At 59.8% G+C, this 22,558-nt stretch carries 20 protein-coding genes and 1 riboswitch; of the genes, 8 read left to right on the top strand and 12 right to left on the bottom strand.

Translation table 11 applies throughout. From position 1 onward, the window contains the following. The first annotated feature begins 33 nt into the window (after positions 1-33). The gene (locus WH303_RS06675; protein ID WP_021025586.1) at positions 34-606 is read left to right on the top strand and encodes a sigma-70 family RNA polymerase sigma factor; all 573 of its coding nucleotides are present in this window, start codon (positions 34-36) and stop codon (positions 604-606) included. Continuing rightward, entirely contained in the window at positions 603-1,592 is a 990-nt protein-coding gene (locus WH303_RS06670; RefSeq protein ID WP_339517915.1) for a hypothetical protein, read from the top strand. Before WH303_RS06675 ends, WH303_RS06670 begins: the two co-directional genes overlap by 4 nt. A 110-nt stretch (positions 1,593-1,702) precedes the next feature. On the opposite strand, the gene WH303_RS06665 is transcribed toward WH303_RS06670, so the two are convergent. From WH303_RS06665 to WH303_RS06645, 5 genes are all read right to left on the bottom strand, one after another. Beyond that, positions 1,703-2,350, bottom strand: coding sequence for a LysE family translocator (locus WH303_RS06665; protein ID WP_021027395.1), 648 nt, complete (start codon positions 2,348-2,350; stop codon positions 1,703-1,705). A gap of 193 nt (positions 2,351-2,543) precedes the next feature. Next, a complete protein-coding gene (locus WH303_RS06660) occupies positions 2,544-3,401 on the bottom strand; it encodes a siderophore-interacting protein (RefSeq protein WP_339517551.1) in 858 nt (285 codons plus the stop codon). 278 nt (positions 3,402-3,679) lie between these two features. After that, positions 3,680-4,285, bottom strand: coding sequence for a lipocalin family protein (locus WH303_RS06655; protein WP_339517550.1), 606 nt, complete (start codon positions 4,283-4,285; stop codon positions 3,680-3,682). Between the two features lie 131 nt (positions 4,286-4,416). Further along, positions 4,417-4,917, bottom strand: coding sequence for an MgtC/SapB family protein (locus WH303_RS06650; protein ID WP_339517549.1), 501 nt, complete (start codon positions 4,915-4,917; stop codon positions 4,417-4,419). Between the two features lie 105 nt (positions 4,918-5,022). Beyond that, positions 5,023-5,232 (bottom strand): CsbD family protein, encoded by a 210-nt coding sequence (locus tag WH303_RS06645; RefSeq protein ID WP_021027398.1) that lies wholly within the window; start codon positions 5,230-5,232, stop codon positions 5,023-5,025. A 277-nt stretch (positions 5,233-5,509) separates the two neighbouring features. Between WH303_RS06645 and WH303_RS06640 the strand changes: the two genes are divergently transcribed. Next, entirely contained in the window at positions 5,510-5,734 is a 225-nt protein-coding gene (locus WH303_RS06640; protein ID WP_148293193.1) for a hypothetical protein, read from the top strand. A gap of 205 nt (positions 5,735-5,939) precedes the next feature. Then, positions 5,940-6,236 carry a DNA-directed RNA polymerase subunit alpha C-terminal domain-containing protein gene (locus tag WH303_RS06635; RefSeq protein ID WP_021027399.1) on the top strand — a complete coding sequence of 99 codons (297 nt, stop codon included), beginning with the start codon at positions 5,940-5,942 and terminating at the stop codon, positions 6,234-6,236. A 53-nt stretch (positions 6,237-6,289) separates the two neighbouring features. Here the strand turns inward: WH303_RS06635 and WH303_RS06630 are convergent, their stop codons facing one another. Next, entirely contained in the window at positions 6,290-7,528 is a 1,239-nt protein-coding gene (locus WH303_RS06630; protein WP_339517545.1) for a voltage-gated chloride channel family protein, read from the bottom strand. Positions 7,529-7,609: 81 nt separating this feature from the next. Next, positions 7,610-7,675, bottom strand: a riboswitch (Fluoride riboswitch). Between the two features lie 182 nt (positions 7,676-7,857). Here WH303_RS06630 and WH303_RS06625 point away from each other — a divergent pair. Both WH303_RS06625 and WH303_RS06620 read left to right on the top strand, forming a co-directional pair. Then, the gene (locus WH303_RS06625; RefSeq protein ID WP_445228105.1) at positions 7,858-9,198 is read left to right on the top strand and encodes a serine hydrolase domain-containing protein; all 1,341 of its coding nucleotides are present in this window, start codon (positions 7,858-7,860) and stop codon (positions 9,196-9,198) included. Positions 9,199-9,449: 251 nt separating this feature from the next. Then, positions 9,450-9,785, top strand: coding sequence for a Rap1a/Tai family immunity protein (locus WH303_RS06620; protein ID WP_339517543.1), 336 nt, complete (start codon positions 9,450-9,452; stop codon positions 9,783-9,785). A 189-nt stretch (positions 9,786-9,974) separates the two neighbouring features. On the opposite strand, the gene WH303_RS06615 is transcribed toward WH303_RS06620, so the two are convergent. Continuing rightward, positions 9,975-10,553 (bottom strand): hypothetical protein, encoded by a 579-nt coding sequence (locus tag WH303_RS06615; protein WP_339517542.1) that lies wholly within the window; start codon positions 10,551-10,553, stop codon positions 9,975-9,977. A gap of 271 nt (positions 10,554-10,824) precedes the next feature. Then, on the bottom strand, positions 10,825-11,022 hold the full coding sequence (locus WH303_RS06610; RefSeq protein ID WP_339517541.1) for a hypothetical protein: 198 nt from the start codon (positions 11,020-11,022) through the stop codon (positions 10,825-10,827). Positions 11,023-12,487: 1,465 nt separating this feature from the next. On the opposite strand from WH303_RS06610, the gene WH303_RS06605 reads away from it, so the two are divergent. After that, positions 12,488-13,171: a hypothetical protein gene (locus WH303_RS06605; RefSeq protein ID WP_339517539.1), complete on the top strand. Its 684-nt coding sequence runs from the start codon at positions 12,488-12,490 to the stop codon at positions 13,169-13,171. A 35-nt stretch (positions 13,172-13,206) separates the two neighbouring features. Further along, complete coding sequence (locus WH303_RS06600) at positions 13,207-13,794, top strand: hypothetical protein (protein WP_339517537.1); 588 nt, start codon at positions 13,207-13,209, stop codon at positions 13,792-13,794. A gap of 8 nt (positions 13,795-13,802) precedes the next feature. Here WH303_RS06600 and WH303_RS06595 read toward each other — a convergent pair whose 3' ends face one another. The 4 genes from WH303_RS06595 to WH303_RS06580 all read right to left on the bottom strand — a co-directional run bounded on the left by WH303_RS06595 (position 13,803) and on the right by WH303_RS06580 (position 22,394). Then, entirely contained in the window at positions 13,803-14,069 is a 267-nt protein-coding gene (locus WH303_RS06595) for a hypothetical protein (protein WP_339517536.1), read from the bottom strand. Beyond that, positions 14,066-14,356 (bottom strand): hypothetical protein, encoded by a 291-nt coding sequence (locus tag WH303_RS06590; protein ID WP_339517534.1) that lies wholly within the window; start codon positions 14,354-14,356, stop codon positions 14,066-14,068. The genes WH303_RS06595 and WH303_RS06590 overlap by 4 nt, the downstream gene beginning before the upstream one ends. Before the next feature lie 953 nt (positions 14,357-15,309). Continuing rightward, positions 15,310-15,888, bottom strand: a complete 579-nt coding sequence (locus tag WH303_RS06585) for a Panacea domain-containing protein (protein WP_312462912.1) — start codon at positions 15,886-15,888, stop codon at positions 15,310-15,312. 56 nt (positions 15,889-15,944) lie between these two features. Beyond that, entirely contained in the window at positions 15,945-22,394 is a 6,450-nt protein-coding gene (locus WH303_RS06580) for a PLxRFG domain-containing protein (RefSeq protein WP_339517532.1), read from the bottom strand. Between the last annotated feature and the right edge of the window lie 164 nt (positions 22,395-22,558).

Below are 22,558 nucleotides of genomic sequence, written 5' to 3'. Positions count from 1 at the left end.
CCAGCGGGTGCAGGCTTTTGCATAATCTGCCGCATGGTAGATGCACTGCAAGACGACCAAGCGCTGATGCTGGCCTACGCTGGCGGCCAAGTCGCGGCGTTCGAGCAGCTCTACCATCGCCACAGCCAGCGCCTGTGGCGCTATTTTTTCCGCAACACCGGCAATGCCGCGCTCGCCGATGACCTGGCGCAGGAGACCTGGTTTGCCTTGGTCGATGGCGCCCAGCGCTACCAACCCCAGGCGCAGTTCACGACCTGGGCTTTTACCCTGGCCCACCACAAACTGGTGGACCACTGGCGCCGCCACAAGGCCCACCGCAGCCTCGACGAAGAGGACAGCGAAGGCATGCGTCTGGCCGAGACCTTGTTTGCCAACTCCGGCTTTGACCCCGAGCGCCTGCAGGGCCGCAAGGACCTGGCGCGTGCTTTGCTCGCTGCCCTGGCCCAGTTGCCGCCCGAACAGCGCGAGGCCTTTTTGCTGCAGGCCGAGGCCGATATGTCGGTGGCCGACATTGCCACAGCTACGCAGGTGACCCAGGAAACCGCCAAAAGCCGCTTGCGCTATGCCCGCGCCAAACTGCGCCAGGCCATCGAGGTGACCGCATGAACGCACCGCAAGACCCCAAGCGGCCCGATGCCCTGGTCGACCTCTACCGCGAGGCCAGCGCGCAGGACGCCGGCCCAAGCGACGCCAGCACGGCGCAGATCCTGGCCCATGCGCGCGCCAAAGCCGCACAGGGCCTCAGGCCAGCCGCTACACCGGCCGGTCTGGACAGCAGCGGCCAGCAAGGCCAGCACTTCCGAGGCGAAGCCGCCAATGACCGCCGCTGGTGGCTGCAGGCCCTGGGCAGCCTGGCCGCCATTGGCCTGGTCAGCTGGCTGGCGCTGCAGCACCTGAATGAGCCTGGCGCGCCGCAGCTGGAGGCGCCCCAAATGGACAGCGCGCCCAGCGCTGCATCGGCACCGCCTCCGCCACCTAGCGCGCCCGCAGCGCCCGCCGCACCTGCTGGTACTGACAGGGCGGCGAGCCCCGCCAGCGCCAAGATGCGCAGCGAAGCGGCACCGATGGAAAAGGCTGCAAGCCCTGCCGCCGACGCAGCGCACGCGCCTGCCCCCGCTTCTGCGGCTGGCGCAGGCGCAAGCAGCGCCAACACCGGCCCCGCGCCAGCCATCGCACCTGTGCCGCAGGCAGAGCGCCGCATGCCGTCGGCAGCCGCGCCTACGCCGGTAGCGCCGCCGATGCCAGCACCTGCGGCCCCCGCTGCAGCCGCCGTTGCACCCGCATACCCTGCTGTTCCACCCGCTGCCAGAACGCAGGCGGCCGAAGAAAAACGCGCGGCCGAACGGCCAGCGCCACCGATGGCTGCAGCACCGGCTGCATCAGAAGCCGCCTCCGCACTGTCTGCTGCGGCACCTGCCCTGCCCCCATGCAGCCCCGATCTGGACCCCCAGGCCCTGGCCGAGCAGCGCCGCCGCATCCAGGCCTATGACAAGGCCCTGGCCGCTGGCCTGCCAGCACCTGCGCCGCTGCCGGTATGCCGCCCTGCGCCCGCCCATGAGGCAGAGCCTGCGCAGCCAGTGGACAGCCGCTGAGTCCCCGCCAAGCAGTGTGCAGACATAAAAAAACAGGCCTGCATGTCGCAGGCCTGTTGGCTTGGTATCAGCGAAGATTAGCGAAGAAGCGGCGCTGGATTTAGGCGGATCTAAGCCATCAGGTCATAAAGCCCATAGCCAAAACCGGCAACGCCAATGGCCAGCAGCAGGCAGGACGCGACCAGCAAGATGCGCTTTTCGCGGGCGGGCGAAATCAAGCTGCGCACCAGGAGCGCAATGAGGCCCAGCATGCTGAAATCCAGCACCACCCAGACAACGGTCAGCACCGCCAGGCTGTGGTCGGGCGCAGGCAGCACGCCAATGAACTGCGGCAAGAACGACGCAAAGAAAATGATGTCCTTGGGGTTGGAGACACCAAGGATAAAGCCCTGGCTGAAGCCGCCTTGCTTGCTGCCGGGGGCCGGTTCCGCAGTCATGGCACTGCCGGGCTCGGCATCCATCGCCCAGGCATCGCGGATCATGCCCCAGGCAATCCAGACGATGTAGAGGCAGCCCGCCAGGCGCACCAGCTTGAAGGCCGATTCATCGATGACCAGCAAGCCCTTGATCAGCAGCGCCGACAAAAAAATCAGCACCAGCGATGCCAAGTTGGTGCCGCAAATGGTGGCGAATGCATGGCGCATGCCGCCTACCAGGCCGGCTCGGGCCACCAGCAAGGTCACGGGGCCCGGGGTGATCAGCAAGGTAATGACCGACAGCGCAAACAGAAACACCAGCGAAAGATTGAGTTCAGACATGGGCAGCAGAGAGCGGGAAGAACGCGCGCCTGCAGTGCAGGGCAAAAAGGGCGATTGTGCCGCGAAGCACCGCACAATTCAATGCATTGGGCAGTCACTTGCCCAGCAGCGTCCGCACCCATCAGCCGATAAAAAACCGGGCCGTTTGCCCGGTGAGTGAATGCGGATGGCGCGTGCTTACATCGCCCTGGCGTTAAATCGCAATCCCCAGGTCATCCCAGTCCGCCAGCTTGCCGCCAGCGGCGGTAAATTTTTGGTAGGCGCTTTGGCGTTCGGCATCGATTTCGGTATTGCTGGCGCCGCGCTTCCAGTAGCCGGCGATGGACACATCAGCCTTGTCCATGCCCAGCTCGGACTGGAAGTATTTGCGCATCGCGCGCATCTCGTCGCGCTCACCCGCACCCCAGACCACATGGCCAGCAGCGTCCTCCAACTGGCGGGCCTGCTGCAGCAGCGGGTCGCGCCCATGACCTGGCAAGCGCTGCAGCTGCAGGCCAGCCACCCGTGGCAGCTCCGCAATCCCATGCAGATCGTCGCTGGCAATCCAGCCTACGCCGCCCAGCCCTGCGGGCCAACGTTGCAAGATCGAGTAGAGCGCAGGCAGGCCCGAATCATCACAGAACAGCGCCACAGGCCGGCCCTTGGCGTCGGGCAGCACGATGTTGACGCGGGGGCCTGTCAGCCGTAGCTGCTGGCCAATGGTGGCCTGCGCGGCCCAGCGCATCATGGGGCTGTCACCTCCATGCATCACCACATCAAACTCGGCGCAGCGGCTGTGCGGCGCAAAGCTTCGCACGGTATAGACACGCGAGACCGCGGGGGCCTCAAGATCAGGGTAGACGCGAAAAGCGACATTGGCCTCGTCCCAGACCGGGTCGTTGCCGACATCGCCCAGATGCATGCCCACCCGCAAGGTGTGGGGCGACGGGCGCTGCAGCGAGACGATGGTGGCGTCGATCTGGTGCAGGCCGCGCTGGTGCTCTTGGTCGCGAGGCGCCTGCACGGCCACTGGGCTGGAAGATGGGTTGGGAGAAGCGGAGGAATGGGACATCGATACACAGACCGCATGGGCCATCGGATGCGTGGAGAAAAGAGCTTGGCTGGCTGACAGACCGCAAGGGCCTGCCGGTGGCTAGCAAAAACGACCTTGGAGACGCTGCGGTCCCGGGTCGCCCCACGATGAAACGGATGCAAAGAGCCGCGCTGTGGCTGACGCTCTCGATGGCTGGATCATAAACCAGTTGAGAATGAATATCATTTAATACCCATGCCTTTCGCGCAGCCTTTGCAGCGGCTATGCAGCGGCTATGCAGCGGCTATGCAGCCATCTTACGCCGCCTTGCTGCTCTCGACCATCTCCAGCGCCGCGCCATGCGGCACCCGGATCAGCCGATGGGCATCGACCCCATTGCTGGCGGCGATGGCCACCAGGCGTGTGTAGGCAGCTTCATCAATGCTCGGCGTGCGCGACAAAATCCAGGCGTACTTGGCCGCATCACCGACCACCACGGCGTGTCCTGCATCATGGTCGACATAGACCACATGGTAGCCCGCATACAAAGGGCGAAAGAACGACACCTTGAGCGAGCCCACCTCGGGGCCGGACAGCAGCTTGGCCACGGCAGTGGCCGACTTCCATTGACCGCGTTCGGGGTCAAAGCCACGGTTGGTGACTTGCACCGTGCCGTCGTCCTGCAGGCAGTAGTCAGCGGTGCAAGAGGTCAGACCGCGCTCAAACACATAGTCAATCCGCGCCAGCTCATACCAGTGGCCCATGTACTGCTCGGCATCAAAGTCCTGCACGGGGCGAACATTCTTGGGCACCCGCACCCGCTGGCCGGTGTACCACAGGGCTGACACGGCAGCCGTCAAGGCCATGGCCAGCGGCAGGGAGGAGGTTCTGGAGGAGGCCGATGCCTCAGGTGTGCGGCGCATAAGGGGTTCCTTCATACAAAACCCTTTTGTACCGCCGATGGCAAGCCGGCTGCGTAGGCATTGCCACGGCAGCGGCCTAGGTCAATTCCGACACGGGCTTATTGCCCAGGCCATGCGCCGGCACAGCAGCATCAGCTGCCTTTTTTGGGCACCACATTCTTTGGCAGCACCATCAGCACAAACAGCGCAAACAAGGTGCACAAAATGGCGGCGGCCTCTTCACCGGCGCCCACCGCCATACCAATCGCTGCGGTGAACCAGATGCCAGCGGCGGTGGTCAGGCCCTTCACATCCTCGGTGTTTTCCTTGGCGGGTTTCAAAATGGCGCCGGCGCCCAAAAAGCCCACGCCGGCGATCAGGCCCTGGATCACGCGGCTGGAATCCATTGGCGTCATGCCCATCAGTTGCGCCACGGCCAAAAAGGTCGCAGCGCCCATGGCCACCAGCATGTGCGTGCGCAAGCCAGCGGCCTTGCCGCTGGCCTCTCTTTCATAGCCCAGCATGCCGCCCAGCAGCGCCGCCAACAGCAGTTTGAAAATAATGCGCGTGGCCTGCGCCAGATCGGTCAGATCAGACAGTTCGCCTGCAACGGTATTGATGATGGTCTGGAATGCGGAGTCAGAAGAATTCATGGCTCGGGCCTTGGTGCATCACGCAGCAAGGCGGCCACGTTCGATGGCCGCCTGCATGCAGAATAAAAAAGGCCTCCCTCGCGAAAGCCAGGGAGGCTGCTTGAATTACCAGCGGTAATTGTTCTTGGTTTCCCAATCCTTGACCTGCTTTTCTGCAGCGTCCTGCGCAATACCTTCGCGCTCCTGGATGCGGCCCACCAGCTGCTCGCGCTGGCCGTCTACCACGTCCAGATCGTCATTGGTCAGCTTGCCCCATTGCTCTTGCACTTTGCCCTTGAATTGCTTCCAGTTGCCTTTGATGGTGTCTTCGTTCATCTGTCACTCCTTGAGGGTTGCGGGTTGGTCGGTTGCTGTGATTCCAGTGTCACACCAACACCGGCCCCGCATTGCAGTCGTGCAAGCAGCATTACCGTAAGGACTCTCCCACAGCTGCCATGCAAGAGCGGCTTTGCGACTTCATCACAACAGAACATGGCTTTGTCTATGGCTATTCCATACCCAGTACATCTTGTAAAGCGCATACTGGGGGTGGCGACGAGGAGCGGCCTCGCATAGAACCGGCATTCCAGCGATATTCAAGGAGTTGAAAGCCATGACTTATGCATCCAAACCCCTTCCGGCTCAGGCACTGAGCCAGGAAGAGATTCAAGCCCGTTATGAAAAGGACAGAATTTCTTATCCAGATGGCGTGCCCGACTCCCGTATCACCTGGATCGAAAGACCAGAATACAAAGGCAATGAACTCAGTTACCGGGGCCAGAAGCCCAAGACCATCGTGACCTTGGTCAGCTCAGCCAGTCCCTCCAATCCCTCTTAGGGCCATGCCATTTCTACTGCCCCGCATGGCCCTCCATGGGTGCGCATGGCTCCACCCATCTCCCTCTTCACCAGCCCTCTGCCGAGGGCTTTTTCATGCCTGCAGCGGCATGCGCTGCATCTCGCACTGCGCCCCAGGGTTGTAAGCTTGTATTAGGACTGGGGTGCTAGCATCAAGACTCGCAACACAACCCTGTCTGTATCTGATGTCTCCGCTGAACGATGCGCAAGCCGCGCACGCCACACCGCTTGCAGGAAAGCTCTCCAACCGCGCATTCAACGCCCTGGCCCGCCACAACATCACGACCGTGGAAGAAGTCATCGCCGCCTATCCCGAGCGGCTGCTCAAACTGGCAGGCTTTGGCTTGCAGTCGCTGCGCGAGGTCGAGGCCGTGTTCTTTCCCGGTCAGTGCTATCTGGCCGAGCTCAAAGATGGGCAGCGCCCCACCAAGAAGATGCATGGCTCCCCGCTGGCGGCCCTGGGCCTGAGCCCAGCGGTCTGAGCGGCTGCCTGGCCAGCTGTGCTCAGACAGCCCCCGCCCAAACCACCGCCCCGTTAGTCCTGGCGCTGGCCATATTTGTGCTGAGCGATGCGTTGGGCCTGGTAGATGCCAGCGTGTCCTGAGAACAGATAGGCCGCCACGCAGGCGATCGCCGCAAAGGGCCCGATCTGCGGACCAAACAGCTCCAGCGCCATCAAGGTGGTGGCGATGGGCGTATTCGCGGCACCGGCAAAGACGGCGACAAAGCCCAAGCCCGCCATCATGCCCAGCGGCATCTGCAACAGTGGCGCCAACGCATTGCCCAACGTGGCGCCGATGTAGAACAGCGGCGTGACCTCCCCACCCTTGAAACCACTGCCGATGGAGACCACCGTCATCAGCAGCTTGCCCAGAAAATCCCAGGGCCGCACGGGGCCCTCAAAGGCCTGCACGATCTCAGGAATGCCCAGCCCGGTATAGCGGTAGGCATCGCATGCCCACACGGCTGCGGCGATGACCAGACCGCCGATAAAAGGCCGCATCGGCGCATAGACCACGCGCTTCTTCATGAAGGCACCAAGCCTGCGCGTAGCCGTGGCAAAGAGCATGCCCACCAGCCCAAACAGAATGCCGGCAATCGCAACGGCCAGCACCGGCCACCAGCCCATGGGGGCCAATACGCCCAAGGCGTAATGCGTGTGGTGGATGCCCCAGGCCAGGCTGATCTGGTCAGCAAGGAGCGCTGCCACCACACAAGGCAGCAGCGCCTCATACCGCATGCGCCCAATAGCCACCACCTCCATCCCAAAGATGGCCCCCGCCAGCGGCGTGCCAAACACCGATGCAAAGCCCGCGCTGATGCCCGCCATCAGCAGCAGGGGCCGATCCTGCGCGGCGAGGCGAAAGCGCTGGCTCAGCTGGTCTGCCAGCGCCCCGCCCATCTGCACGGCCGTACCCTCGCGCCCCACCGAGGCGCCAAACAGATGCGATAGCACCGTGCTGACCAAGGCCAGCGGCCCCATGCGCAAAGGCAGCGTATTTTTGGGCGCATGCACTTCGTCCATGATGAGGTTGACGCCGCCTTCGGCCGACTTGCCCAGGCGCTGGTAGACCCAGCCCACGGCCAAGCCCGCCAGCGGCAGCAACCAGACCAGCCAACGGTGCTGGTCGCGCCAGCGCGTTGCCGCGTCAAGCGCACAAAGAAAGACAGCCGAAGCCGTCCCCGCCAAAGCGGCCGCCAGGGCCGACAGCAGCAGCCATTTGCCCAGATGGGGAAGCAGTGCAAGGGGTTCGAGGGTTGAGCGTTTGGGCATACAGGTCAAAAGCGCGAGTGCATCGGCCTGACCTGGCAAGAAATGTATACGCGACAACGTCTACAGCCCCGAGCCAGGTCAGGTTCTGTAGACGTCATCAGCCGCATGGCGCGGCGGTTAAGGAGGAACGTCATCTCCTGGGTGGGAGTATAGCGGGGGCCGCGCCTCCCTGCTCAGGCTCCTTGGGAAGGTATAGGTCTTGCAGTCGCCTTCCCGGCAAACCATCCATTCAACCGCAGTACGGCAGTGCATCTTTCGCGCGGCATAGCCAGGGCGGCTGGCTGCTCTATAAGATACTGCGATCAGCACTACCGCATGGGAGAGAGCACATGGCAGCACCGCAATGGTTGAATCGCAGACCGGGCCTGATCGCCGCATCGCTGTTGCTGGCGCTCAACGCAGCCGCGGCTCCTGCTTCGCCCTCCCCGCCCTACCCAGACGCCGCCGACAGCGACCCCATCAAACTGGGCTGGATGCAGGGATCGCCACCGCCCGCCGACCGCATTCTGCGCTTTGACGACGGCTCGTATTTCCAATTCCCGGCGATGCGCTGGAGTGTGTCGCACTTTCGCGAGCTGATGCCGACCGTCAATATCTCGCGAGGACTGCGGCCTGCGGCCCCGCTGCGCAGCGCCTTGCGCGATGATATTGACGGCTTGGAATTTAAGCGCCTGGATACCGGTGAAACAATGCGCTGGCGGGACTCGCTGGCCGCCAACTACACCGACGGCATCGTCGTGCTGCACAAGGGCCGCATTGTTTACGAGCGCTATGCCGGCGCACTCCAGCCCGATGGCCAGCATGCGGCGATGTCGGTCACCAAGTCCTTTGTCGGCACCTTGGCTGCGATGCTGGTCGCAGAGGGAACACTGGACCCCGACCGCAAGGCCGCAGACTATGTGCCCGAACTCGCCATGTCTGCCTTTGGCAGCGCCACGGTGCGCCAGGTGATGGACATGACCACCGGCATCCGGTTCAGCGAAGACTATGCCGACCCCAAGGCAGAGGTCTGGGCCCATGCGGCCGCAGGCAATCCACTGCCCAAACCCAAAGACTTCACAGGCCCCCGCAGCTACTACGAGTTTTTGCAGACGGTTCAGCCGCAAGGCATGCACGGCGAGGCATTTGGCTACCGCACCGCCAATACCGATGCGCTGGGTTGGATCATTGCGCGTGTCAGCGGCCAGTCCGTCGCGCAGCTTTTGTCCAGCCGCATCTGGAGCCGCCTGGGCGCCGAGCAGGATGCCTATATGTCCGTCGACGCGACCGGCACCCCATTTGCCGGCGGTGGCCTGAACACGGGCCTGCGAGACCTGGCGCGCTTTGGCGAGATGGTCCGCAACAATGGCTATTTCAATGGCCAGCAAATCATCCCTGCGGCCGCGATCGCCGACATCCGCCAAGGCGGCAGGCGCGCCGATTTTGCCAAAGCCGGCTACGCCCTCCTGCCTGGCTGGAGCTACCGCAATATGTGGTGGATCACGCACAACGCCCACGGCGCCTTTGCCGCACGCGGCGTGCATGGGCAGGCGCTCTATATCGATCCGACCGCGCAGATGGTCATTGCCCGATACGGCTCGCACCCGGTGGCTGCTAATGCGGCAAATGATCCGAGGTCATTGCCGGCGTTTGAGGCACTGGCGCAGCATTTGATGCGAGCTCGGCGCTGAGGCACGCCAGCAAGCGCATCAGCAGCGTACGCTGGTCTGCTTAAGAGGCTCTCTGCATGATCGTAAAAAAGAAGACAGATTCCTACGCTTGGCGGAGCTTGCGGGCGACTCCAGCACATAGATACCTGCTGCCCAACATGGGACCTAAACAGCAGGCCTTGCTAAATATGAGGTATTACATCCTTGGCCCGGCGCTGGTTTTTGCCACAGCCTGACCTATAAAATCTGGACTGCATCCTTGGGAGACTGAATTGATTCGCTATCTGATTTCTGCAATGTGCCTCGTGGCCGCCACCAGCGCAAATGCCTATTCCGGCAATGACCTCCTCAACGACCTCACCAGTACCAAGCGCAAGGGTCTGACTCCTGGGAATGCATTGCAAGACGGTGTGGGAATGGGATATATCATGGGCGCAAGCGATATGATTTCCCAATCTGGGACCGTTTGCTATCGCCAGAACGTAACGAATGGGCAAATTAGCGCTGTGGTGCAGAAGTATTTGGAAAGCAACCCTGAGACGAGAGATGCCAAAGCGGCGCTTCTCATTTACATCGCCCTCAAAGCACACTTTCCTTGCGAGAAGTAGTACGGCCCTATCCCGTTGGCGTACCCAGACTCTCGCAGCGAATCACTGACCTCTGGCTTGATGCGGTAGGCGCAGTGGTTCTTGTTCAGGATGATCGGCGCGCTACAGCAGTTTTAGGTTGAGTTTCGGGCTGTCCAGGGCCTCAGCCAAGGTCCCACCGAGGCTTGCTGGAATATGCGTTATTGCTTCTTAAAAGTCCTTGGCGCCTATTTCTGCAGCTTTTCGCATGGACTCTAAAATTTCTTGCTTGCTCTGGAACGACCCAATCCGGACAGCAAGCTCCTTCCCGCCGTTATCCTCCACCGTCAAAGATGTGCTTCCGGATACCCATGTATAAATCCAACCCTCGGATTTCACACCATATTCATTTCGGTACTCTAGCGTTTTTCTATCGGAGTGCTTTCCATAACGCGCAGTGATGGCCCCGATCAATTCACCAACATACCAAGGTTTAACTTTCAAATCAATGCTATATACTTGATTTGCCTTCAGATATATAGAACCAGATTCCACAGGCACCCCTCCAAACGAGGTTGCTTTCAAGCATTGCTGCACTGCTTCAGAGTTTCCAGGATTTTTTCTTGCACAGTCTATGGATTTGAAATTATATAAAGAGCCGGTATAGGTAGCTTCCATATAATTTGGAAGCCTTTCTCGCAACTCTTCCGCAGAAGCGCCCAGGGCCAGCCCCTTATAGCTAAAACTTTCAGCGTGCACTGAACAACTTACGAATGCTAGAAGCATTACCGCTGCATAGTTGAAACGCATACCCTCTCCTCGAACAAAAAGACATGCAGCCAGATGCCATAGCCCTGGAGATAGGGCACAGCGATGCAGTCGCAATCGGTCATATGGCGTCGACAAAGTTTCGCTAGAAGCTCCACCTCAGAGCCAGAACCTGGCGAGCAGCGCGTATCTCATCGAGCGGATTTAGACAACGCTCAAGATTGCCAACCTGTGACCCGTCCTGCCAATAAAAAAGCCCACTGAAACGGGCGATGTTAACTTGCCTGGCTGCGCTATACAGCCGTCAGCACATCTACTTTTTCAGCAGCAGAGTGGCAATACCAATCGGGATCACCACCCCACAAAGGATCATCATGGTCAGCTCCGTGACTGCACCTGGTCGCTGCAGACCCACCTCTGCCATTGCCATGAGCGACCAGACCCGAAGCCCCGACAGAAAAACCATCAACACGACGACGGCAAGCATCATGTAACCCACGAATTTGACCATATCCCCTCCACTGAGAAAAGCCCATGCTACCAAATGCCAGCCCCTTCCTTGGTGGGTCATCGGAAGTACAGCAGGCATCGATCATTGCAAGCAACGCGAAGCTGGCACCCCAGGCTGCCTTGTCGAGTGTTGATACGATCGAGCAGCAGTGGAAATGCCGAGGTGCAGACCAGCCATACCAGACGCAACCCTGCATACCTGCACTCCCACCACGCCTCAGACACAGGAGAAAGCCCAGCCGGCTATCAGGGCAGATGGGCCACCGGAACATGACGATGTTCGTGACCGCCTATGCGAAGGGATGGATGGCGACAGTAGCCATAGAGGCTGTGAGAAGCCCTAGCGTGAGCCAATGCCCGGAAATGAAAAAACCGCCCAGAAGGCGGTTTTTTCAAAATAGAAACCTCTGCGAGGTTTCTTACCAAATCCCTGTTATCCTGAAGTCTGGTTTTCTTCAGAGGGAAAATTTGGTAGGCGCGATTGGACTCGAACTAATACAGCAGCCTATCTAGATCAAGGCCCCAGAGGGAAACGGGGCTGGATCAACACCCTGGAACCCTCTGAAACCCTCGCCAATGTCCCACGGATTTGTCCCTGAGCAGTGCCGTATCTTGTGGTGCACAGCTCCCCTATATTGCTGCGCATTTGCTGCATTTGACATCCGGCGACAGATCAACGTCGACCTCTGCTCCGTCCGCTTCCTGACCCTGGCCTGCTCCGGGTATGAGGTCTGACATATGTTCCGTCCTTTCGATAGTAGCCGCGAACACTCACGGAGCCGCATGATCCCGTGACACAAGGTGCCGTATCGTAAGATGGATTGGGAGAGGAGGTTCCCAACAAATACGTGCTTGAGCCAATAGCCGGCAAAGAAGCTAACTGGTCTTCCAGGTAGTCAATTTGTGTCTGGAGATCACCGACAGGTGCATCGGAAGCAGCAGCGTTGTCACTGGATGTGCCTCTACCCAACGAACTCAGCGCCTGCTTTTGATATGCCTTTAACTCAGACAGCTGTTGCGTGAGAGCTTGGCGCCGTAGGGCAGTTTCAGCAGGCTCCCTGAACGGATCGTAAGTAGTGCTGGGAGACGGTGCAGAAGTAGGATACTGGGTGGCACAGCCAGCAAGCATTAAGACCAAAGCAACGACGGACAGCAGCTTCTTCATAAACATCTCAAGTTACGTGAATACAATGTAACATTTATTCACAAGATGTCAAAATTCCTCCAACCAGTTGTTGAACTGGGGGGATGGTGCCCGGCGTACGGCGCGACCACTCATCTGAGGCGCGCGACTACAAGATTGATCTGATCTTGCTGGCCAAGTGTGATCAGGCCCGCGCCCTGACGATTGATCGTGAAGGGAACTGGGTAGAGGGTGATGACTTGCTACACGAATAGCGTGATCCCACAACCAGCGGACCTAAGCTTCGATTAAAACTTTAACCCCTGCCTGGAATATTTGCACCATGTCGTTCTCCATCTCAATGCGTCAATATTTATCAATAAACCATCTCTCGACAGCAGCCTTATTTGCCAAGCAATGCCATAACATAGAAGAAAACGCGGGAAATGGACCTACTGAGGAAACTATTTTGCGTATGCATAGAGCCTGTGCAACGTCATCAATCATAGTTTCAGCAGCATTCCTTGAGGCCACCATCAATGAGTTATTTTCGGATTGCACTGATAATAGCGCAAAATCCAGAGTGAAAAAACTCCACGGCCACGAATTGATGGGAAGCTTATGGATAAAGGGCATTCCGCGCACAGCCTCTTACTCAATACTTGAGAAGTATGAAATCGCTCTCGAGCTAAATAAGCGGACTACTTTCTCTACCGGTGAGCATCCATATCAGGACATTAAACTACTCGTTGAACTTAGAAATGCACTTATACACTACGAGCCAGAAACAATTACTAGCCAACCAATAACTGAAGCTGTAAAACTTCACAAATTTGAAAAGAAGTTTAAGGGAAAATTTGCAATTAATTCTTTAACCGGAGTTGGCAATCCATTTTACCCTGACAAGTTATTGGGAGCGGGCTGCGCTCAATGGGCAGTGAAATCATCTGTGTCTTTCACAGATCATTTCTTCCAGCTTCTCGACATCGAGCCCACCTACAACCATGTGCGTGACCAGTATCTATAAATCCTCACCCACTGGTACAAGCAATAAGGCGAGCCATGAATTACAAAGACTTCAATATCGTTGATGAACGAAACAAGAAGCTATCACCAAATTACTTCAAATCTGTATTTTTTCGTGAAGATAGAATACGCTCGGAAATTGGTCGGTGCAAGTGGATGTGGCTATGCCTATTAGAAACCCTTTTTGGCGCGGAACTACTAGAGAACCTTGTCACAACCGCGTCAGCTGGTAAGCACGACCCCGTCAAAGACCCAAACATGGAATTCGGGCTTGCTCAACAGCTCAGCATGCATATACCAAGCGGAATTTTTACAAACCTATTTCACCATCAAATAATCCAACTTTTATACTATAAATTCCATCTCCAGTATCTCATACTATCCCGGGATGGAATACCGATTCCAGATCCTCAGAAGCGTGAAATCGATGTTAAAAGAGTTCGCTTTGCCCTTCAGAAACGCCTACTTTACCAATTCATTGCATTTCGAAGGGTGTATATCGTCACAGCAATAGCAGCAAGCTTGATATTGAATATCATTGCTTATTATGTAACTGAAAGCGCATACATAGCAGCCTATACAGCTATTGGTTTGGAGGCATTAAGGAGAATATTTAAGATTTAATTGGGACGTTAGCCCCAAAACTGCCCATGCAACAGTTTCAATCGGGAGGCCAGCGTTTCGGGATCGTGCTGCATGTGCAGGAGAGGTGTGGTGCCAATGCTCACATGCTCATACCAAATGTGGAAGGCGCGAGCTTTGGGTAGCATCTGGGCGGTATCCCTGATGGCACCCGCGATGGAGCTGGCGGTGAAGCTCAGGGCTTCTGAATGCTCATTCATGACCCGGGCCAGGTACTGACCGGGCGCGCTTTTTTCAATGTGCAGGCTCTGGATCATTTTTTCACTTCAGGGACGAACTGAATGGTGCCTATTTTCTCCGCCGCGATGTCCCCGCGTGTAGGCCGAATCCAATGGATCCACAGCCCCTTCATCCAGGCCAGCGCATAGAGCACACTGACCGCGAAGATGCCCCATTGCTCGGCCTTCCAGGAGGCGTAGAACCAGAAGGGCTGGCCCAACATTCCGAAGATGCACGCCCAGCGCCTGAAGCTCTCAGCGCGGGCCTGCGACAGCCAGGCAGCAGCTGCACCTAGCACCGCGATGGCAACCTGATCGATCTGCATTCGACACCCTTTAAAGCTGTATGAACATACAGTTTAAATATGCAGCGTAAAGCCCTTCAGATCGGTGGCTTCAAAGGAGGTGGGTTGGTAGGATTTGAAATCTGACCAAGCCTGCCGCGCACCTACGCAAGGACTTCACGCCTTCTGAGCGCGTGGCGATTGGTGAAGCGATTGAGTCCGAGGTGAAAGCGGAGGCCGACAAGCGCATGAAGTCTGGTGTTTAGAACCCTCAGGAAAATTTTCCTGAGGGTGGTCAGACCCGCGATCTTGTGGCCAAGGCCACCGGCTTCGGCAACGGCAAGACCTATGAGCAGGCCAAGAAGGTGGTGCAGCAGGCAGTGCCACTACACAGCTGAAAATCCAGCCGTGCGGGTGCAAGGATTGGATTTGAGATCTCTCCCTTTGGAGCACGGCCGCATTGGACCGCTTCCCTCGCCACCACGGCTCAGTTTTGAGCCATGGCAGGGGCTACCCAGAGTTTGGGTAGGCCCAATCAGATTTGAAATCCGATTGGGTCAGCCGGCTCTATTTTGAGCCCGTTGATTTCGCTGAACTTTCAAGCAAGCAACTTCTTGATGTAACGAGGAACTCGCGCAGAAGAGAGAAGACCGGCTTTGATTCTTCGCAATAGATCAGCGCTACAGGGATCTTTAGCCTGCCAAACGGCTTGGTCCACCATAGCTTGAACATGTTCCACAGACTCGATGCGAGGATCTCTGTAATACACGTAGCTATCATGCGTAACAAATGGATGTTCACCTGCACGTATGACACACGCCGAATCATGAGGAAAATCCGGCCTAATGGAGGTAACACTGACCATGATCACTTGAGGGTTGCCGCCGTAACCATCGAGGTTAGTAGGGCCAACCGCAATAACGAACAGATGCTTATGCTCTGCAGGTCCTGAAGGAACTAGCAGGCATGCGCCCTGCTCGCAATTCCATGGCATATCACGAAAATGCAGCGTTGAGCTGGGCTTGCTCAGTCAGGTGGCGAACCGCAGATTCAATGCCATCCTTAGAAAAGCCCAATGCGGAGAAAAGGCGATCCAGAGGGATAGGTGCACTAGAGCCATGTGGATCAATCCACTCCGGGCAACCTTCGCCATGGGTGTAGTTGACCAAATCAAATTTACTCAGATGACCAAATTCTTTCCAGATCGAATCCAATGCGTCTAAGTCGCCATCGCTCAACTCAAGGAGATCGTCTTCCGGCGTTCTGATCATACTGGGATCGCGCAGAGCCAAGTCGTGTCCTGCTCGATCATCCACCCAGGTGGCCCATCCACCTTCTACGCCCTTAAGCGCACCGTTCATGTAATCGTATGTCATGGATAAGACAGGTCCATGCGGCATCGATACCAATTTATCTCCGGTGATGGGCTCACCGTACAAACGCAATGACTCGCGCTCAGCCAAGTACATCAGCTTCATCAGCTTCAGCAGCGGCAGGCGACCTCCCGCACGGTGCAGCAAGAACGCTGCAGCCTGTGCCGTGCGCTTCTCATTGAACAGTGTTGGATATTGCATAGTCCTAAGATGGTATCACGACGACAAATTTCGAGCATTGTGATATCAAGCTTACCCTACTCTTCTGTAGCAAAACGACCAACATCCAGGGCATCGCGGCGCTTGCGCGGCAGGTACACCCCGTCCTCGGCCTCGCGAATCCGCTTCTCACGGTTGCGCACGCTCTGGGCCAACTGGATCGGCTGGATGCGGCGTTCAGGGTTCTTGTCATTGAACTTGGCAATTGCGGCCCGGGCTTCTGCCTTGCCCTCCTCATCCTTGGCCATCGCCGCCATGGCAAATTGCTCCACCAGCGTACGGCGCCTGGTTATCAGGGCACGGTCATGCGAGATCACTGCCGACTTACCCTCGAAGGCGTTACGCGTCTCCGACGGAGAGAACCCTGCGGCTTGGCCCCAGATGGCCGCGGCGTCCACCTCATCCTGAATGACGATGCCCGACTTGTCCTTGACGCCCTCCTTGTTGTAGCGCCAAGCCTTCAACGGTCCGCGCAACGCCGTGGGCATCATGCTTTCCAGTCCGCGCTGGTATTGGCCATGGCTCATATCCTGCAAGCCCTTGAGCCCGTTCACCGCAATGGCGGCCACGGGGCCGAGCGCTGCAGTCATTGCCGCCTCGCCCAGGCGCTGGCCTTCCAGCCCTTCCTGCACATCGGGGAAGATCAGCTTATCCAGGCCGACGCGCCCCGAGATGTCCCAAGGCGTCAGCCGCGACAAGCCATGCGCCAGAACCTCGGCAGGCTTCTGGCCAAAGGTGTCGGCCAGCATGTTCTGCAGTGCCACCTGCGCATCCCAGGGCTCGTCGTCATCGCCGCCCAGCATCGAGGCCGCTGCAAGCAAGGTGGTAACCATCGGCAGGCCCAGCACGCCGGCGGCCATAGCATGGCTCGTCAGCAGGCCGGCCAGGGTCTTGCGTGCCTCTGCCCGTACTTCTGGGGTTGCGCCCTTGAGCGACTGCTGCGCATTACGCACGAAGGTGTACACCATGTTCTGGCTGTACTGCTTGAACAGCAGCAGCACCTTTTGCCAGTTGCCCTGCATGAAGCGCGGGCGGTTGTTCGCGCTGTAGTCGAAGTGGCCGTCGTAGGTGGCCTGCACCGCTTGGCTGTACGCAGATTTGCTGTCCGCACCGGTTTCCCGGGCCAGGCGGTAGGCGGCCACAAAGGTCACCTGGCGGTTGAACTTCTCGGCATGGTGGAACATCCAGCTGGCAGCGCGCATCCATGGGCGCAGGCCATTTGTCACCTTTTGATCCTCGCCCTGGGCGATGCCGGCCAGATCGTGGGCCATGGTCACATCCACCACCCCCGAGCGCACAGCTTCATCAAATGCCGCCTTCTCGTCGGTATTCAGCGAAGAGGTAATGTCGTTCTTTCCTCGCATCGTCTCCTGGCTGGCCTTCAGGAGAGCCGCACCGGACTTGCTGAAGCCCCACTTGGCGCCCATCACCGGGTAAGCCACCAGCGCGGTCTGCGACAGGTTGACCATCGCAGAAGCAGGCGACAAGCCAAGGTAGAAGATGAAACCCAGGCTGGTCAGAGCGGTCGACACGGCATTGGACTTGGGGTTCATGGCTGCGTCATGGCGCTTGGCCATCTCGTCAATGACCTGCTGAGCCTTCACCGAATCAAAGCTGGGATCGGTCACGCCTTCGTCTGCGCGCCGCTGCATCTCGGAGAGCTGGTCCTGCAGCTGGTCGCCGTATCGGAGCTTGGCCAGGTAGCTGGCCCCATGGAATACATTCTGAGCGAAGGCCCGGCGTGCATCCTGGCTGAAGCCGGCCGTGCCCTTGCGGTGGATGCCATGCTTGGCCCAGGATAGGTCCGGCAGGGACGACAGGTAGAGCTGGCCCAGTGCATCTTCGAGCTCGGCGCGCTGCTTCGGCTCCATGCCCTGCTTATCCAGCACCCCATAGAGCTGCTCCATGAAGCCACGGCCCACGGTGTCGCGGTCGGCCACGAACTCTTTGCCCTTGAGCACCTTGCCCACGGTAAAGCCCTTGGAGGCGGGGAAGGCCTGGGCGAGCTGGCTGCGGGTGGTGTCGGCTTCGCGCATGGTCTCTGCGCGGCTGACGTTCGCCACCTTGCCTTCGGCGTCTTTGACCACCACGACATACTGGCCGAAGCGGGCCAGCGGGAAATACACGCCCTTGATGTGGCCGAAGAACTCGTCGTCCATCCGCTTGAGCATCGCCGCCTTGCGCTCGCTCCCCATCTCGGAGCGCTCGATGCGTTCCTTGATGGCTGAGCGCACGTCGCGCATGTGGTTGCGGTGGATGTCGCGGGCCCGCTGGTAGACGTCTTGCGCCTCTGGCGACAATGCCTCATAGCGCTTGCGCAGCTGCACGTAGCGCACGCGGTTGTCACCCTGCACATAGTCCTTGGCTGGATCCATCTGCGCCAGGGTAGAGTCGTGCATCAGGTCCGCCAGCGCGTTCTCGTCCTTGAGCTTCTCCCAGTCCTTGGCCAGCTGGTCGGCACCGGCGCCGGCCTCGTTCTTGTCCGCATCCATGCGGGCCATGAGGTCGTTATAGGTGCGCATCTCCGGCAGCATGTCGCTGTACACGTCCACCAGCTGACGGCGACCCAGCATCTGCAGGCTGAGCGGCCGCAGGTCGGTTGCCTTAAAGCCCGCCTGCTGCTTGATGTTCGTCACGGTCACGGACTTGAGGGCATCGCCAATACGCTGGCCCACGGGGGTATCACCACGGGAGCGAAACCGGGACACGTCGCCAGCGGCATTGCGCGCCGCCGCTGTGTCGCCTGAATGCGCAATGGCCGACAGCACGAAGCGCTCGGCCTGGCTGTAGGTCATGTTGCGCACCGTGTTAGCCAGGCGCTTCATGCCCATCTTGTCGGCCACGCTGGCAAGCCAGTTGGCCAAGGTACGGACTCGCAGGCCAAGCCGCGTTCCTGCCTGCTTCTGGGCGCGCAGCTCCTCGGCCACCACTGCCAGCCCTTCCTCGATGGCCAGCGCCTCATAGCGGCCGTTCAGTTCGCTGCCGGAAAATCCCAGGTTGCGCAGCTCCTCGCGCTGCTGGGTGGCCTCGGGCGCATCGCGCTTCCACTGGTTGGCATATTCCTGCACCCGCGCATCACGCTTTGCCAAGTCCAGCATTGTCTGCACATAATCAGCATCTGGCACAACATTGCGCAAACCATGGTGGAAAAGCTCATGAAAGACCGTCTCGATGACATCCAAGGGACTGCTGTGCGCCCCGGCGACGACAGCAAGCTGCCCGTCGGGTTTCCGCACCCCCTTCACGTAGTCCGGAATCCCTTGCCCAAGGTCCCCGGCCCGCAGCACGACATCAACTGGTGGCGGGTTGCTGAGCCCCGCAAGGGCATCATTCACCGCTTTCTGAGCCTGTTCAAGCGATAGGCCACGCTCGGGCATGCTCTCGCCCGTGCTGTTGAAGAACACCATCCCTGAGCCGTCACCCAGCTGCTGCTGGCCTTGGGCGACCTGCACATCAGCGGCGCGGTCGCTGCCCGTCAGGGCGAAGGAATCCCGCTCGGCGTCGGCCTGGGCGCGGCGCTGAGATTCGGTTTCAGATCGGGTTTGGTTGGCGGCGTCTTGCCGCTGTGCCTCTTCACGCGCTACCAGGTCGGCCCTGGTGGGCGAAGTTAGGCGGAAACTGCTGGCTTCTGGCTGGGCTGCAGGCCCCTGCGTTCCATCACGCTTTGGAGCGCTTGCTTGCGCTTGGCCTGGGGTAACTTCATCAGCGCGGCCACGGCCTGGGCCATCTTCTTGCGCTGTTCCGGGTTGCTGGGTAAGTTCATTTTGGATTTCCTGTTCGGTGAAGCCAAGCGCTCGCATGGCATCTTCGGCGCTCATATTGCTTGGGCCATCAAACACCACGTCGGCGTCCTCCAGCGCAAAGAGCGTCGCATCGTCCAGCTGCTCAATCGATGAGACAGCTGCATCTTCCTCCATCGCCTGCTGCCGCGCAATACGGGATTGCATCTCAGCATCAACCTGCTCTGGTCGGTACTGGGCAATCACGCGCTCGTTGCGCATGGCACGGTGCATCAGGTCTTCCAGCTGCTGGACTGCATCAGGCGAGCGGATAAAGCCCTCTTCGTAAGCGGCCTGTGCCAGCTGGTCCAGCTGCTTACCGGACTTGCGGAAAATGGGGCCAAAGCCGGGCACCATCGCGGCGCGCTGCTCGGCCGCACCTGGTGCGAAGTCACGGCGCACATCAGGCACCACGCCATGTTTGCCAAGGAATGCGCGCATGGGATTGGCGGCCTCTGCATTGGCGCGCAGAGTGCGGCCCGGGGCAGTGCGCTTGCGCTCCGCATCTCGGTACTCGCGGCGCTGCGTATCCGCTGCTACCTGGGGCTCAGGGCTTACTGGCTGCCCTGCTTGCGCTGCGCGGTCTTGCGAGCGTTGCGCTTGAGCTTGCTGGGTTTGATTGGTTTGATCGCCATTGATTGCTCCGTTGGTGCTGGTGGTAGAAATGGGTTGGCCGATATAGCCAAGGGATGGATCGCCGCCGGCAGGGACCACCTGGTGCGTCGCCTCAAGGCCTTTGCGTTCCAGCGCCTGCTGGGCTGCGGACTCGGTCAAAAATGGGGTGCCGTTGATGCGGGTTACCGCTTGGGGCTGCGCGGCAGTAGCGGCGCCGCTGGCGGCATTGCCGGCAGCCGCTGCCGCGCCGGCACCCGCTTGCTGCTGTGCACGGTTGACCACTTCGGCGCGCCGTTCTTGGCGCAGACCGTTTTGACCGCCGATCATTCGACCGGTGGGCCCGTTGTCAAACTCCAGCGCCGGGGGCATTGCCTGGCCGCGCTCCAGCGTGAGCGGCTGAATCGGGGTGTAGTTGCTCAGGCCCAGGCCGGTCCGCTGTTGCCTGCGGGCTTCCTGCGCTGCGCGCTCTTGCTGCTCGGCATTGCCGCGCGCCACGGCCTCGCCCCGGGTCTCCGCTCGCACGCCGCCGTCACCCGCAATCATTCGGCCGGACAGACTGGCATCGAACGGCAAAGCGCCCTGGCCCTCCGGGGCAGTGGATCGCTGCTGCTCAGGGGTCAGCAGTGCAGAGGGTTGAACGTCGTAACCTCGCCCGCTTGGATGGGGCACCACAGACAGGGGGAGCCCTTCGTCAGCGGCGCGCCGACGGATTGCATGGGCCTCATTGAGACGCATGGCAGCTCCCGGATCAATGCTTTGAGCTGCCGCCAGTTCAGCAATACGGCCAGAGATTCGGCTGGCCTCTGGGGTCGGCTGGTCAAACTCGATGGCGTTTTCGTACTGCGCAGCCTCCAATGGCTCCAACGCCAAAGCACGGCGAGGAGCGCTACCGGCTGAATTTTCAGCCCGTTGGCGTGCGTCATAGCCTGCCAGCACCAGCGCGGCCGGCATGTCCTCTGGGCCAAGCCCCTGCTGGATCGGCGGGGCACCCTCTGCCAAGGCGGTCAGCTCTGATTGCCTGAATGCTCGCACGCTCGGCGGCAGCGCTTGATTCGCCAGGTCCGCCTTAATGAGTTCCGCTTGTCGCTGCAGCTCTGCTGGCAGCCGGTATAAAGCTGAATCGATCTCCGCGGTGCTTAGCTGGGTGGCCACCGGTGCGGCAATCGGCTCCAGCGACAGATCTACCGATGCAGCTGCAGCCTTGGAAAGTGGACCGGCAGCAGGATCAATGCCCATCGCCTGCGATGGGGTCAAGGGTTGAGCTGCAGGGGTGGACTCACCACCAGGCACTGCGCTCTCCGCACTGCTTGGTGTCGCTGCGTTCGGCATGGCCGCACGCCCTTCAGGCTGGCTATCCGGCGCAGCTTCGCCGCCAGGGATGTCTTCTGCCGCCTCGGGCTGAGTGTCGGCCTTACGGCCTCTCTGGCGCATGTGGTCCACAGCACCGGATGCCCCGCCCATCACGCCGCCGCCGATACCGCCCATGGCAGCAGCAAAGGCCGAGTCTTCCAGGTTCTCCGCTTCTCGCGGATCCTTGAAAGCGCCCCACTGCTCGATCATGTTTTGTGCGCCCTCGGTCGCACCTTCCTTGAGCACGCCCTTGCCAGCCTCTTTGAGCACGGTGGTGGGCCCCAGGCCGACACCCTTTACGACCTTCATGGCCTGGCCCATACCAATGCGCTCCAGCGCCGTAGCCGGGATGGCCGCAGCCAAAGCCCGGGCCTTGTCTTCCTGGCCGGACTCTTGCTGCTCCTGGCGAATGCCGCCGTATTCCTGGGTGAAGATTGGCGCAAGACTGCCTGCGACACCGCCGATGGCAGCGCCTGCGGCCGCACCTACGGGGCCCGCGATGGAGCCCAGAGTACGGCCAGCCTTGGCACCGGCCAGGCCACCAGCACCTGCAGCAGCGATTTGTGGGCCCAGTTGGCCGACGGCTTCACGAGCCGCAAGCCACGGGCTTTCGATGATGTCGGCCAGTTTACGGATGCCAGCGGGATTGCGGTCGATGATCCCTTGGCCCGTGTCCTGCAGCGCCCTGGTGGCGAAATTCGGCCCTGTCACATCCTCGGCAGAGGTTGCCAAGGTGGTGAGCATCTGCCCAGCTGTCCGCTTTGTAGTGGGGAAAAAGCCCGGTTCAGCTGGCGGGGGTGGTGGGATGTTGAACGCCTCTTCGTAGCTGACGCTCCCGTCCGACGCCGGTGCTTTTGCTTGCGCAGCAGGAGGCGGAGCTGGGGGCAGCCCGAAGGCGTCTTCGTAGG

This window comes from Comamonas sp. MYb69 (assembly GCF_037479315.1).
Lineage (GTDB): Bacteria > Pseudomonadota > Gammaproteobacteria > Burkholderiales > Burkholderiaceae_C > Comamonas.
The sequence above is the reverse complement of the archived record's forward strand: the minus strand, read 5'-3'. Positions and strand labels throughout refer to the sequence as shown.